Source organism: Micromonospora sp. CA-240977, assembly GCF_050942285.1.
Lineage (GTDB): Bacteria > Actinomycetota > Actinomycetes > Mycobacteriales > Micromonosporaceae > Micromonospora.
Genome location: NZ_CP192055.1, coordinates 948288 through 961064 on the forward strand (window position 1 = coordinate 948288; position 12777 = coordinate 961064).

General features: G+C 71.4%; 11 protein-coding genes. 5 read left to right on the forward strand and 6 right to left on the reverse strand.

Translation table 11 applies throughout. The annotated features are described in order from the left end of the window. Nucleotides 1-87 precede the first annotated feature (87 nt). The gene (gene thrS / locus ACQPWW_RS04575) at nucleotides 88-1305 is read left to right on the forward strand and encodes a threonine--tRNA ligase (RefSeq protein WP_433129428.1); all 1218 of its coding nucleotides are present in this window, start codon (nucleotides 88-90) and stop codon (nucleotides 1303-1305) included. A 64-nt stretch (nucleotides 1306-1369) separates the two neighbouring features. On the opposite strand, the gene ACQPWW_RS04580 is transcribed toward thrS, so the two are convergent. The 4 genes from ACQPWW_RS04580 to ACQPWW_RS04595 all read right to left on the reverse strand — a co-directional run bounded on the left by ACQPWW_RS04580 (nucleotide 1370) and on the right by ACQPWW_RS04595 (nucleotide 6119). Further along, the gene (locus tag ACQPWW_RS04580; protein ID WP_433134142.1) at nucleotides 1370-3292 is read right to left on the reverse strand and encodes an ABC transporter ATP-binding protein; all 1923 of its coding nucleotides are present in this window, start codon (nucleotides 3290-3292) and stop codon (nucleotides 1370-1372) included. A gap of 146 nt (nucleotides 3293-3438) precedes the next feature. Further along, nucleotides 3439-5172: an ABC transporter ATP-binding protein gene (locus tag ACQPWW_RS04585; RefSeq protein WP_433129430.1), complete on the reverse strand. Its 1734-nt coding sequence runs from the start codon at nucleotides 5170-5172 to the stop codon at nucleotides 3439-3441. Beyond that, complete coding sequence (locus ACQPWW_RS04590; RefSeq protein ID WP_433129432.1) at nucleotides 5166-5648, reverse strand: MarR family winged helix-turn-helix transcriptional regulator; 483 nt, start codon at nucleotides 5646-5648, stop codon at nucleotides 5166-5168. Before ACQPWW_RS04590 ends, ACQPWW_RS04585 begins: the two co-directional genes overlap by 7 nt. Before the next feature lie 24 nt (nucleotides 5649-5672). Beyond that, nucleotides 5673-6119 (reverse strand): DoxX family protein, encoded by a 447-nt coding sequence (locus tag ACQPWW_RS04595; RefSeq protein ID WP_433129434.1) that lies wholly within the window; start codon nucleotides 6117-6119, stop codon nucleotides 5673-5675. Between the two features lie 83 nt (nucleotides 6120-6202). On the opposite strand from ACQPWW_RS04595, the gene ACQPWW_RS04600 reads away from it, so the two are divergent. Next, nucleotides 6203-6763 carry a TetR/AcrR family transcriptional regulator gene (locus ACQPWW_RS04600; protein ID WP_433129436.1) on the forward strand — a complete coding sequence of 187 codons (561 nt, stop codon included), beginning with the start codon at nucleotides 6203-6205 and terminating at the stop codon, nucleotides 6761-6763. Between the two features lie 37 nt (nucleotides 6764-6800). Here ACQPWW_RS04600 and ACQPWW_RS04605 read toward each other — a convergent pair whose 3' ends face one another. Both ACQPWW_RS04605 and ACQPWW_RS04610 read right to left on the reverse strand, forming a co-directional pair. Next, a complete protein-coding gene (locus ACQPWW_RS04605) occupies nucleotides 6801-8240 on the reverse strand; it encodes a GuaB1 family IMP dehydrogenase-related protein (RefSeq protein ID WP_433129438.1) in 1440 nt (479 codons plus the stop codon). Between the two features lie 110 nt (nucleotides 8241-8350). After that, nucleotides 8351-10102 carry an acetyl/propionyl/methylcrotonyl-CoA carboxylase subunit alpha gene (locus tag ACQPWW_RS04610; RefSeq protein ID WP_433129440.1) on the reverse strand — a complete coding sequence of 584 codons (1752 nt, stop codon included), beginning with the start codon at nucleotides 10100-10102 and terminating at the stop codon, nucleotides 8351-8353. Between the two features lie 148 nt (nucleotides 10103-10250). Between ACQPWW_RS04610 and ACQPWW_RS04615 the strand changes: the two genes are divergently transcribed. From ACQPWW_RS04615 to ACQPWW_RS04625, 3 genes are all read left to right on the forward strand, one after another. Next, nucleotides 10251-10862 carry a PadR family transcriptional regulator gene (locus ACQPWW_RS04615; RefSeq protein WP_433134144.1) on the forward strand — a complete coding sequence of 204 codons (612 nt, stop codon included), beginning with the start codon at nucleotides 10251-10253 and terminating at the stop codon, nucleotides 10860-10862. Nucleotides 10863-11016: 154 nt separating this feature from the next. Further along, nucleotides 11017-11976, forward strand: a complete 960-nt coding sequence (locus ACQPWW_RS04620) for an ATP-binding cassette domain-containing protein (protein WP_433129442.1) — start codon at nucleotides 11017-11019, stop codon at nucleotides 11974-11976. A gap of 16 nt (nucleotides 11977-11992) precedes the next feature. Beyond that, nucleotides 11993-12748 (forward strand): ABC transporter permease, encoded by a 756-nt coding sequence (locus ACQPWW_RS04625; RefSeq protein ID WP_355027760.1) that lies wholly within the window; start codon nucleotides 11993-11995, stop codon nucleotides 12746-12748. Nucleotides 12749-12777: the final 29 nt, after the last annotated feature.

Sequence of the window (12777 nt, forward strand, 5' to 3'; positions counted from 1 at the left end):
AAGGCCCCGGGGCGATCCGCCCCCGAGGGCCGCGCGCCGTTCGGAGCCCAGGTCGCCTCCGGGTCGTACCCGATCCAGGAGCCCGACATGATCGACCACCGCAGGCTCGGCCGCGAGCTGGACCTCTTCGTCTCCGATCCACTGGCCGGCGCCGGCCTGCCGATCTGGCTGCCCGCCGGCGCCGCTGCCCGGCACGCCGTCGAGGAGTACGTCCGGGAGTTGGAGCGCCGCTCCGGCCACCAGCACGTCTACTCGCCCCCGCTGGGCAAACGCGAACTCTTCGAACTCTCCGGGCACCTGGGTTACTTCGCCGACGACATGTTTCCGCCGATGCGGCTGAGCGCCGACGATGAGTTCGTGCTCCGGCCCGCGCTCTGCCCGCACCACGCCCTGGTCTTCCGCGCCCGGGGCCGCTCCTATCGAGAGCTGCCGTTGCGGATCGCGGAGCTGGGCGGGATGTACCGCTCGGAGCGTTCGGGGGTGCTCGGCGGGCTGGCCCGGGTACGGGCCATCTCGCTCAACGACGCGCACACCTTCTGCGCCCCCGAGCAGGTGGGCGGGGAGGTCGTCGAGATCCTCCGGCTGATCCGCGCCGCGCACGCCGCGCTCGGCGTCCGCCCGGCCGGCTTCCGGCTCTCGTTGCGCGGACCGGGGGAGAAGTACGTCGGCGACGACGCGCAGTGGGCCCACGCGGAGGAGTTGCTCCGAGGGGCGCTGGCCGGGGTGGAGTACGTCGAGGCGCCCGGCGAGGCCGCCTTCTACGGCCCGAAGATCGACATTCAGATCGTCGACGCGGCCGGCCGGGAGTCGACCATCTCCACCATCCAGCTCGACTTCGACAAGCCGGAGCGGTTCGACCTGTCGTACACCGACTCGGACGGCAGCCGGCGTCGACCGGTCATGGTGCACCGCAGCCTGGTCGGCAGCATGGAGCGGCTCTTCGCGTACCTGATCGAGGTGCACGAGGGCGCCTTCCCGGCCTGGTACGCGCCGGTCCAACTGGTGCTGCTGCCTATCGACGACGGGCAGGCCGACGCGGCGGCCGACCTGGCCCGTCGCGCCGTCGAGGCCGGCCTGCGGGTCGAGGTGGACGGCACCGGCTCGCTGGGTGCCCGGATCCGGGACGCGGCCCGCCGCCGCGTCCCGTACCTCGGGGTGTTGGGCGCCCGGGAGGCGGCCGACGGGCGTCTCGCGCTGCGCCTGCGCGGCGGCCGGGCCCTGGACCCGATGCCCGCCGACGCGGCGCTGGCCCTGATCGGCGGGCAGGTCGCCGCCCGCGCCGGGGAGCTGCTCCCGGCGGGCTGACCCACCCGCCGATCCGGGGTGGGTCGCCGTCGGTCGCGTGGCGCGCACGGCGGCGACCCGCCCCTCAGACCGACGCCGGCTGGGCGGCGGGGACGGCCGGTTCCTCGTCGGCCACCGCGCCCGTGAACTGGGAGCGGTAGAGCCGGTGGTACGCGCCGTGGGCGGCGAGCAACTGCTCATGGGTGCCCTGCTCGACGATCCGGCCGTCCTCCATCATCAGGATCAGGTCGGCGTCGCGGATGGTGGAGAGCCGGTGCGCGATGACGAAGCTGGTCCGATCCGAACGCAGCGCGGCCATCGCCCGTTGCAGCAGCACCTCGGTACGGGTGTCCACCGAGCTGGTGGCCTCGTCCAGGATCAGCAGCGACGGCTCGGCGAGGAACGCGCGGGCGATGGTGATGAGTTGCTTCTCGCCGGCGCTGACGTTGCTGCCCTCCTCGTCGATGACAGTGTCGTAGCCGTCCGGCAGGCTGCGCACGAACCGGTCCACGAAGGTGGCCCGCGCCGCGGCGAGGATCTCCTCCTCGGTGGCGTCCGGCCGCCCGTAGGCGATGTTGTCGCGGATGGTGCCGCCGAAGAGCCAGGTGTCCTGGAGGACCATGCCGATCCGGCCGCGCAGGTCGTCGCGGCGCAACGCGGTGATATCCACCCCGTCGAGCGTGATCCGGCCGGCGTCCAGCTCGTAGAAGCGCATGACCAGGTTGACAAGTGTGGTCTTGCCGGCGCCGGTCGGGCCGACGATGGCCACCGTGTGCCCCGGCTCGGCGACCAGCGACAGGTCGTCGATCAGCGGCTTGTCCGGCTCGTAGCGGAACGAGACGTGCTCGAACTCGACCCGCCCGTGCGGGTCGGTGACCCGGGCCGGCTCGACCGGGTCGGGGGTCTGCTCCTCGGCGTCGAGCACCGCGAAGACCCGCTCGGCCGACGCCACCCCGGACTGGAGCAGGTTGGCCATCGACGCGAGCTGGGTGAGCGGCTGGGTGAACTGGCGGGAGTACTGGATGAACGCCTGCACGTCGCCCAGGCTCATCGTCCCGGAGGCGACCCGCAGCCCGCCGACCACGGCGATCGCCACGTAGCTCAGGTTTCCGATGAACATCATCGACGGCATGATGATCCCAGAGATGAACTGCGCCCCGAAGCTCGCCCGGAACAACTCCTCGTTCTTCGCGTGGAACGCGGCCTCCACCTCACCCTGCCGGCCGAAGACCTTCACCAGCTCATGACCGGTGTACGCCTCCTCGATCTGGCCGTTCAACTCGCCGGTGTGTGTCCACTGGGCGATGAACTGCTTCTGGGAGCGCTTGGCGATGCGCTGGGTGACGAGCACCGACAGCGGCACCGCGACCAGGGCCACCAGGGCCAGCAGCGGTGAGATCCAGAACATCACGGCCAGCACGCCGACGACGGTCAGCAGCGAGGTGAGCAGCTGGCTCAGCGTCTGCTGGAGGCTTGTCGAGATGTTGTCGATGTCGTTTGTGACCCGGCTGAGCAGCTCGCCGCGGGGCTGCCTGTCGAAGTACGGCAGTGGCAGCCGGTTGAGCTTCTCCTCCACCTCGGCGCGCAGCCGCAGCACGGTGCGCTGGACCACCCCGTTGAGCAGCCAGCCCTGCCACCACGACAGCACGCTCGCGGCCAGGTAGAGCCCGAGCGCCAGCAGCAGCACCCGCCCCAACGCGGTGAAGTCGATGCCCACGCCGGGCACCACGTCCATCCGGGCCAGCATGTCGGCGAAGCTGTCGTTGCCGCTGGCCCGCGCCGCGGCGACGGCCTGGTCGGCGGTGGTGCCGGCGGGCAGGTCCCGGCCGATCACCCCGGTGAAGATCAGATCGGTGGCGTGGCCCAGGATCTTCGGGCCGGCCACGCTGAAGCCGACGCTCACCACGGCCAACGTGATGATCGCGGCCAGGTGCACTCGGTGTGATCGCAGCCGGCCGAGCAACCGTCGGGCCGACGGCCCGAAGTTCATCGACTTCTCGGCGGGCATTCCGGCGCTCATCCACGGTGGGCCGCCGCCCTGACGGCCGGGCGGCAGCCGCTTCGGCGTCGCCGCGCCGCCGCCGGGTTGCTGCCCGGTCTCGCCGCCGGGCTTCTGACTGGGTACGGCCGCGGTGCGCGGCTCGTCGCGCTCGCTCACGCCGCCACCTCCGTCGTCTGCTGGGACGCCACGATCTCGGCGTACGTCGGGCAGGTCTCCAACAGTTCCGCGTGTCGTCCCACTCCGACGACCCCTCCGTTCTCGAGAACGATGATCTGGTCGGCGTCGATGATCGTGGAGACCCGCTGGGCCACGATCACCACAGCGGACTGCGCGGTGATCGGCCGCAGGGCGGCCCTGAGCCGCGCGTCGGTGCCCAGGTCGAGCGCCGAGAACGAGTCGTCGAAGAGGTAGATCTCCGGTTGTCGGACCAGCGCCCGCGCGATGGCCAGGCGTTGCCGCTGCCCACCGGAGACGGTCGTGCCGCCCTGGGCGATCGGTGCCTCCAGGCCGCCGGGCATCTGGGCCACGAAGTCCCGGGCCTGGGCGATCTCCAGTGCCGCCCACAGCTCCTCGTCGGTGGCGTTCGGGTTGCCGTAGCGCAGGTTGCTGGCGACCGTCCCGGTGAACAGGTACGGCCGCTGCGGCACCAGGCCGATCCGCCGCCACAGCTCGTCCGGCGCCAGCTCGCGCACGTCCACCCCGTCGACGAGCACCGCGCCGGCGGTGACGTCGACCAGGCGGGGGATCAGCGACAGCAGGGTCGTCTTGCCGGCGCCGGTGCTGCCGATGATCGCCGTGGTGGTGCCCGGGGTGGCCCGGAAGGAGATGTCCCGCAGCACCGGCTCGACGGCGCCGGGGTACTGGAAGCGCACCCCGCGCAGCTCCAACTCGGCCCGGGTGGCCAGCTCGCTGACCGGCTCGGCGGCGGGGACCACCGAGGAGTCGGTGTCCAGCACCTCGACGATCCGCTCGGCGCAGACCGCGGCCCGGGGCACCATCATCAGCATGAAGGTGGCCATCATCACGGCCATCAGGATCTGCATCAGGTACGCCAGGAAGGCGGTGAGCGCGCCGATCTGGATGGCGTTGGCATCCACCCGCTGCGCGCCGAACCAGAGCACCGCCACGCTGGAGACGTTCAGGACCAGCATGACCACCGGGAAGATCAGCGCCAGCAACCGGCCGGTACGCAGCGCGGTGGCGGTCAGGTCGGCGTTGGCGACGCCGAAACGGTTCGTCTCGTACGGCTCGCGCACGAACGCGCGGACGACCCGGATGCCGGTGATCTGCTCGCGCAGCACCCGGTTGACAGTGTCGATGCGGGTCTGCATCAGCCGGAAGCCCGGCACCATCCGACGGATGATCGCGCCCAGCGTGACGGCCAGGACCGGCACGCTGACAAGCATCAGCCAGGAGAGCCCGACGTCCTCGCGCAGCGCCATCACCACGCCGCCGACGCTCATGATCGGTGCGGCGACCAGCATGGTGCAGCTCATCAGCACGAGCATCTGCACCTGTTGGACGTCGTTGGTGTTGCGGGTGATCAGCGAGGGCGCCCCGAACCGGGCCACCTCGCGGGCGGAGAAGCGGTTGACGTGCCCGAACAGCGTGGCCCGGACGTCTCGGCCGAAGCCCATCGCGATCCGCGCGCCGAGATAGACGGCGGCGATCGAACAGACGATCTGGATCAGGCTGACCAGCAGCATCCAGCCGCCGGTGTGCACGATGTAGTCGGTGTCGCCGCGCGCCACGCCCTTGTCGATGATGTCGGCGTTGAGGCTGGGCAGGTAGAGCGAGGCCATGGTGCCCACGAACTGGAGCAGCACCACCGCCAGCAACGGTCGTTGGTAGGTGCGCAGTTGGTTGCGCAACAGTCGGATCAGCACGCCGGGTCCTTCGGATCGGTAGGGCGGCTGGTCATCCGCGGGTCGTCCCCGCTGCCGATGACCTCTAGCAGGAACTCCCGGATCACCTGTGCCTTCGCCGGGTCGGCGTCGACCGAGGTGATCGGGCGTCCGGATTGCATCAGCGTGCTGAGCGCTGCCACCCGTTCCCGCCCGGCGGGAGTGAGGACGATGCGCACGCTGCGCCGGTCGCTGTCGTCGCGCTGCCGCTCGACCAGACCGTCGCGTTCGAGGGTGTCGACGATGCCGGTCAGGGTGGCGGGGCGGACGAAGCCCTTCTCGGCGACCTCCCGGTGGGGCAGCTCGCCGTGTCGGGCGAGTGTCATCAGAGTCACCATGCCGGCGTGGGTGAGGCCGTGCTCCTCGGCGAGGTAGCGGTTCCACCGCTGTTCGACGAGGTGCCCGGCCACCATCAGCAGCCGGCCGAGCGGCACGTCCTGGAGGGTCACGAGTTTCACGTGGGCAGATTAGCTCCCTGATAGTCAGGAGCCAAACGAAATTACCACGGCGGTGGCGACGAACAGGATCTGCAGGACCGTGCGCTGGGGGAGCGGGGTCACCGGACGCCCGGCGAGGGTCAGCTTCCGGCGGGCCGCCGAGATGTTGGCGGGGAACATCGCGAGCATGAGCAGGGCGAGCCCGGCCGCGGCCGGGCGGGCGGTCGCCGGGATCAGCAGCCCGACGGCCCCGGCCAGTTCGAGGACGCCGGTGAGGGTGACAAGCAGATCCGGGCGGGGTAGTCGTGGCGGGACCATCGCGATCAGGTCGGCGCGGCGCTGACCGGCGAAGTGCGCGACGCCGGTCAGCACGAACAGCAGGGCCAACCCGACCCGGAGTGCGGGGTGCCAGCCGTCGAGTGCGGTGCTGCCGGCGAGGCCGGCCAGCCGAGCCAGCGCGGTGCCGACGATCAGAGCGATCAGGGGTGCCATCGGAAACCTCCTTGAGAAATCTTGTCAGTGGCAAGATTGCCCGTCGAGGTGGCATCTTGTCAACGACAAGATAGAGTTCCGGCATGACCGAGACGCGCGGCTACCACCACGGCGACCTCCGTCGCGCCCTGCTCGCCGCCGCGCTCGACGCGATCGAGGAGGACGGGCATGCCGCGCTGAGCCTGCGTGACCTGGCCCGTCGGGCCGGTGTCTCGCACGCCGCGCCCGCGCACCACTTCGGCGACAAGGCCGGTCTGCGCACCGCGCTTGCCACCCAGGGCTTCGACCTGCTGGCCCAGGAGTTGGCGGCGGCGGGCGACGACCTGCTGGCCGCCGGGGTCGCGTACGTCGACTTCGCCGTCCGACACCGCGCACACTTCGAGGTGATGTTCCGGCCGGAGCTGTACCGGGCCGACGACCCCGAGCTGATCGCCGCACGGGAGCGCGCCAGGGCCGCGCTGCGTTCCCAGGTGGCGGCCCTGCCCTCCGACGGCGCTCCCGCCGACACCGACCGGGACGCGCTCGCCGCCTGGTCGATCGCGCACGGCTTCGCGACCCTGTGGCTGGCGGGCGCGCTGCCGGAGCGGGTCGGCGACGACCCCCGTGCGGCAGCCCGCGTGGTCCTGCGCCGGCTGGCCACCTGACGGGTGGGCGCGCCGGCACCGGGTCAACCCCGGCGGGTCACCAGCTCGTGGGCAGCGGCATTCCCTCGGTGAAGCCGGCGGCGCTCTGCACGCCGACGATCGCCCGCTCGTGGAACTGCGTCAGGTCCCGCGCGCCGGCGTAGGTGAAGGCGCTGCGCACCCCGGCGATGATCTCGTCGATCAGGTCCTCGACGCCAGGTCGGACCGGGTCCAGATACATCCGCGCCGAGGAGATGCCCTCCTCGAACACCGCCTTGCGGGCCCGGTCGTAGGGGCTGTCGTCCGCGGTACGGGCGCTGACCGCCCGAGCCGAGGCCATCCCGAAGCTCTCCTTGTACCGCCGGCCGTCCGCGTCGGCGTACAGGTCACCGGGGGACTCGTAGGTGCCGGCGAACCACGAGCCGATCATGACGTTCGACGCCCCGGCGGCGAGCGCGAGCGCCACGTCCCGTGGGTGCCGCACCCCGCCGTCGGCCCACACGTGCCGGCCCAGTTGCCGGGCCGCGGTCGCGCAGTCGAGGACTGCGGAGAACTGCGGCCGGCCGACGCCGGTCATCATCCGGGTGGTGCACATCGCGCCCGGCCCGACGCCGACCTTGATGATGTCCGCCCCCGCCTCGACGAGGTCGCGTACTCCCTCGGCGGTGACCACGTTGCCGGCCGCGACGGGCACCCCCGGGTCCAGCTTGCGGACCGCCTGGAGCGCGGAGATCATGCGCGCCTGGTGGCCGTGTGCGGTGTCCACCACCAGCGTGTCCACCCCCGCCTCCAGCAGCGCGGCGGCCTTGCCTGTCACGTCGCCGTTGATCCCGACGGCCGCCGCGATGCGCAGCCGGCCCCGGTCGTCCACGGCCGGCGTGTAGAGGGTGGCGCGCAGCGCGCCCTGGCGGGTCAGCACCCCGACCAGCCGACCGTCGGCGTCCACCACCGGAGCGAGCCGGCGACGGCCCGCGGAGAGAAGGTCGAAACCGGTCCGTGGGTCGGCGTCCGCCGGGACGGTGTGCAGCTCGGTGGACATCACGTGACGTAGCTGGGCGAACCGGTCCACTCCCGTGGTGTCCGCCTCGGTGACCACGCCCAGCGGCCGGCCGTCGTCGTCGACCACGATCACCGCGGCGTGCGAGCGCTTGGGCAGTAGGTGGATGGCGTCGCCAACGGTCTCCGTCGGGCCCAGGGTGATGGGCGTGTCGTAGACCAGGTGCCGCCGCTTGACCCAGGCGACGACATTCGCCACCACCTCGATCGGGATGTCCTGCGGGATCACCGCGATCGCGCCCCGGCGGGCCACCGTCTCGGCCATCCGCCGACCGGAGACCGCTGTCATGTTGGACACCACGAGCGGGATGGTGGTGCCGGTGCCGTCACCGGTGGACAGGTCGACGTCGAGCCGGGAACCCAGGTCGGAGCGGGCCGGCGCCATGAAGACGTCGGTATAGGTCAGGTCGTGCGCGGGGGCCGCGCCGTGAAGGAACCGCACCCGACCATCATTGCCGCTCGCGGCCGCCGGTGCTGGTCCCGGTGCCGCAAACCACTCCCGCCGCGCGACCTGTGGTCAGGAAGGACCCCTCCGCACGAGGTGCCGTCGCGTCACGCGATGGTGCAGATGGGAGCGCCGGCGGTGATCACGGCGCCGACCTCGGCGGTGAGCCCGCTGACCGTGCCCGCCTTGTGGGCGTGCAGCGGCTGCTCCATCTTCATCGCCTCCAGCACCACCACCAGGTCACCCTCGGCCACCGTGTCGCCGTCCGCTACCGCGATCTTGACGATGGTGCCCTGCATGGGGGACGTGAGCGCGTCGCCGCTGACCGGCGCGCCCGCCTTGGCCGCGCCGCCGCGTCGTCCCGGCTTACGGGTGGCGGGCGCCGCGGTGGTCGTACTCCCGCCGAAGCCGGCGGGGAGGCTGACCTCGAGGCGCTTGCCGCCCACCTCGACCACGACGGTGTCGCGTTCGGCCGGCGCCTCGGCGGCGCCGGCGGCGGCGGCGAACGGCGGCACGGTGTTGTGGAACTCCGTCTCGATCCACCGGGTGTGCACGGTGAACGGCTCGGCGGTGAACGCCTCGTCCCGCACCACCAGCCGGTGGAACGGCAGCGCGGTGGCCATGCCGTCGACCACCATCTCGTCGAGCGCGCGGCGGGCGCGCTCCAGCGCCTCGGTCCGCGTCTCACCCGTGATGATCACCTTGGCCAGCAGTGAGTCGAAGTTGCCGCCGATCACGTCGCCGGCCGAGATGCCGGTGTCCACCCGGACGCCGGGGCCGGTGGGCAGCCGCAGCGCGGTGACCGTGCCCGGGGCGGGCAGGAAGTTGCGGCCCGGGTCCTCGCCGTTGATCCGGAATTCGATGGCGTGCCCGCGCGGCGTCGGGTCCTCGGTGCTCCGCAGCTTCTCGCCGTCGGCGATCCGGAACTGCTCGCGGACCAGGTCGATGCCGGCGGTCTCCTCGGTGACCGGGTGCTCGACCTGGAGCCGGGTGTTGACCTCCAGGAAGGAGATGGTGCCGTCCCTGCCGACCAGGTATTCGACGGTGCCGGCGCCGTGGTAGCCGGCCTCCCGACAGATCGCCTTGGCGCTGTCGTGGATCTGGGCCCGCTGGGCGTCGGTGAGGAACGGCGCGGGGGCCTCCTCCACGAGCTTCTGGTGCCGACGTTGCAGCGAGCAGTCCCGGGTGCCCACCACGATCACGTTGCCGTGCTGGTCGGCGAGGACCTGCGCCTCGACGTGGCGAGGCTGGTCCAGGTAGCGCTCCACGAAGCACTCGCCCCGGCCGAACGCCGCGACCGCCTCCCGGGTGGCCGACTCGAAGAGCTGGGGGATCTCCTCCATCGTCCGGGCGACCTTGAGGCCGCGCCCGCCACCGCCGAAGGCGGCCTTGATGGCGACCGGCAGGCCGTGGTCGACGGCGAACGCCATCACCTCGTCCGGGTTGGCCACCGGGTCCGGAGTGCCGGGGACCAGCGGAGCGCCGGCGCGCTGGGCGATGTGCCGGGCGGTCACCTTGTCACCCAGGTCGCGGATCGCCTGCGGGGTGGGGCCGATCCAGGTGAGCCCGGCGTCGATGACCGCCTGGGCGAAGTCGGCGTTCTCGGACAGGAAGCCGTAGCCGGGGTGCACGGCGTCGGCGCCGGCCCGCGCGGCGACGTCGAGCAGCTTGTCGATGCGCAGGTACGTCTCGGTCGCGCTGTCCCCGCCGAGCGCGTACGCCTCGTCCGCGAGGGTGGCGTGCAGGGCCTCGCGGTCGGAGTCCGCGTACACGGCGACGCTGCCCAGGCCGGCGTCGCGGCACGCGCGGATCACCCGGACGGCGATCTCGCCGCGGTTGGCGATGAGTACCTTGCGCACCTTCGTGGCTCCTCCCCGGCAGGTTACTGACGGGGAGTGTATCGGCCGCCCCGGTCACCCTAACGATCGCTCAGTGTGGAATGCCGCACTGCGCCCGTGCCACTTAGTCAAACTTGGCTATTACGCTTATCGGGTGTCTTCGACTCGAATGATGATCCTCGGTCTGGTGCGGTGGATGCAGCCGGTGCACGGCTACGACGTGCGCCGGGAGCTGCTGAGCTGGGGTGCCGACAAGTGGGCGAACGTGCAGCCCGGCTCGATCTACCACGCCCTGCGCAAGCTCACCGAGGAGGGGCTGCTCAGGGCCGTCGCCACCGAGCAGGTCGGCGCCCGCCCGGCGCGTACGACGTACGAGGTGACGTCGGTGGGGGAGGACGAGTTCCAGACGCTGCTGCGCGGCTTCTGGTGGGGCCTGTCCGAGCCGCTGGACCCGTTCTCCGCCGCGTTCGGCTTCCTGCCGGCGCTGCCGCGCAGCGAGGCGGCGGCGGCCCTGCGGAACCGGGCCAACCTGCTGCGCGCCAGTGTCGCCTCGATGCGGGCCTCGTTGGAGTCCGACTGGATCCGTAACACCAAGCCGGTGCACGTCAGTTGGATGTTCGAGCTCTGGTCGGCGCGGGCGGAGGCGGAACTGAGCTGGTGCGAGCAGATCGCGGAACGGATCGAGTCGGGTGTGTCGTACCTACCTGCTGAGCTGGAGCACGCGGAGGGCTGGTCGGCCTGGAGGGAGGGCGGACTGCCGCCCGCTTCGAACGCGGAATAATCAACGTTGACTAGAAAAGCTATATCGCGTTAGCCTGCTGACGGCACAGCGGGGGAGTGCGCCGTCCGGCGTCGTCCCACTCGACTGCCGGCCCCACCGGCGCCGTCCCACCCGACGGCCCCGGCCCTACCGGCCCGAACGACCAGGAGCAGAAATGATCGAGACCAGGGGGCTGCGGAAGTCGTTCCGCTCCCGCGCGGGTCGAGAGACGAAGACGGTGGACGCCGTGCGGGGCGTCGACCTCAAGGTCGCCGAGGGCGAGATCTTCGGCTTCCTCGGCCCCAACGGCGCCGGCAAGACCACCACGCTGCGGATGCTCGCCACGCTTATCGAGCCGGACGGTGGCGACGCCACCATCGCGGGCGCCGACCTGCGCAAGGACCCGGCCGAGGTGCGTCGCCGCATCGGCTATGTCCCGCAGGGCGGCAGCACCTGGGACGAGTCCACCGCCCGCGAGGAGCTGGTGCTGCACGCCCGCATGTATGGCATCGGCAAGGCCGACGCCCAACGGCGCGCCGCCCGCGCCCTGGACGCCTTCCAGCTCACCGAGTACGCGGACCGCAAGTGCAAGACCTACTCCGGCGGTCAACGTCGGCGGGTCGAGATCGCGTTGGGCATCATCCACGAGCCGAAGATCGTCTTCCTGGACGAGCCGACCACCGGCCTCGACCCGCAGAGTCGCGCGCACATGTGGGACGAGATCCGGCGGCTACGCGGCGACGGGATGACCGTCTTCATCACCACGCACTACCTGGACGAGGCCGACGCCCTGTGCGACCGGATCGCGATCATGGACAACGGCGAGGTCGTGGCCGAGGGCACGCCGGGCGAGCTCAAGCGCGAGATCTCCGGCGACGTGGTGCTTGTCGGTCTCGACCTGGCCGCCACCCCGCAGGCCGCCGAGGTCCTCGACGGCGAGCCGTACGTCAACAAGCTGGAAACCGTCGACGAGGGCGGCCTACGCCTCTACGTCGACGAGGGCGCGATCGCCATCCCGCAGGTGCTGCGCCGGCTTGACCACGCCGGGCTGGAGCTGCGCTCGATCGAGCTGCACCGACCCAGCCTGGACGACGTCTTCCTCACCAAGACCGGCCGCTCGCTGCGCGAGTCCTGACCACCGGAGACAACTCATGAAATTCGCCCGTGACACGTGGCTGATCTTCCAGCGCCAGACCCAACTCCTGCTGCGCAACCCGGTCTGGGTCTTCGTCGGGGTGTTCCAGCCGGTCATGTACCTGCTGCTCTTCGCCCCGCTGCTCAAGCCGGCACTGAACGCGCCCACCCAGGCCGCCGCCTACAAGATCTTCGTACCCGGCCTGCTGGTGCTGCTGGCGATCTTCGGCGGGCTGTTCCAGGGCTTCGGCCTGATCGCCGAGCTGCGCGCCGGCGTCATCGAACGCTCCCGGGTCACCCCGATCAGCCGGCTCGCCCTGCTGCTCGGTCGCTCGCTGCGCGACGTCGTGTCGCTCATCGTGCAGGCGGTCATCATCACCCTGCTGGCGCTCCTGTTCGACCTGCGGGTGTTCATCGGGGACCTGCTGCTGGCGTACCTGATGCTCGCCCTGATCGCCCTCATGACCTCGGCCGTCTCCTACGGTGTCGCCCTCAAGGTCAAGAGCGAGGACGCGCTGGCTCCCCTGATGAACACTGTGGCGCAGCCGGTGCTGTTGCTGTCCGGCATCCTGCTGCCGCTCACCTTCGCCCCCGGCTGGTTGCAGGGCATCGCCAACTGGAACCCGTTCTCCTGGGCGGTCGACGGCACCCGGGCGCTCTTCGCCGGTGACCTGGCCAGCGACAAGGTGTGGCAGGGCCTCGGCATCACCGCTGTGCTCGCCGCGCTGGGCGTCTACTGGGCCGCCCGCCAGTTCGCCCGCAGCGTCCGCTGACCCGACCAGCCGCGCGGCGTGATCGGCCT

What these genes read in the sequence shown, in the direction of transcription:
- ACQPWW_RS04625 (WP_355027760.1), top strand. Translation starts at nt 11,993, where the DNA reads ATGAAATTCGCCCGTGACACGTGGCTGATCTTCCAGCGCCAGACCCAA.
- ACQPWW_RS04595 (WP_433129434.1), bottom strand. Translation starts at nt 6,119, where the DNA reads ATGGCACCCCTGATCGCTCTGATCGTCGGCACCGCGCTGGCTCGGCTG.
- ACQPWW_RS04580 (WP_433134142.1), bottom strand. Translation starts at nt 3,292, where the DNA reads ATGCCCGCCGAGAAGTCGATGAACTTCGGGCCGTCGGCCCGACGGTTG.
- ACQPWW_RS04620 (WP_433129442.1), top strand. Translation starts at nt 11,017, where the DNA reads ATGATCGAGACCAGGGGGCTGCGGAAGTCGTTCCGCTCCCGCGCGGGT.
- ACQPWW_RS04615 (WP_433134144.1), top strand. Translation starts at nt 10,251, where the DNA reads ATGATGATCCTCGGTCTGGTGCGGTGGATGCAGCCGGTGCACGGCTAC.
- ACQPWW_RS04600 (WP_433129436.1), top strand. Translation starts at nt 6,203, where the DNA reads ATGACCGAGACGCGCGGCTACCACCACGGCGACCTCCGTCGCGCCCTG.
- thrS (WP_433129428.1), top strand. Translation starts at nt 88, where the DNA reads ATGATCGACCACCGCAGGCTCGGCCGCGAGCTGGACCTCTTCGTCTCC.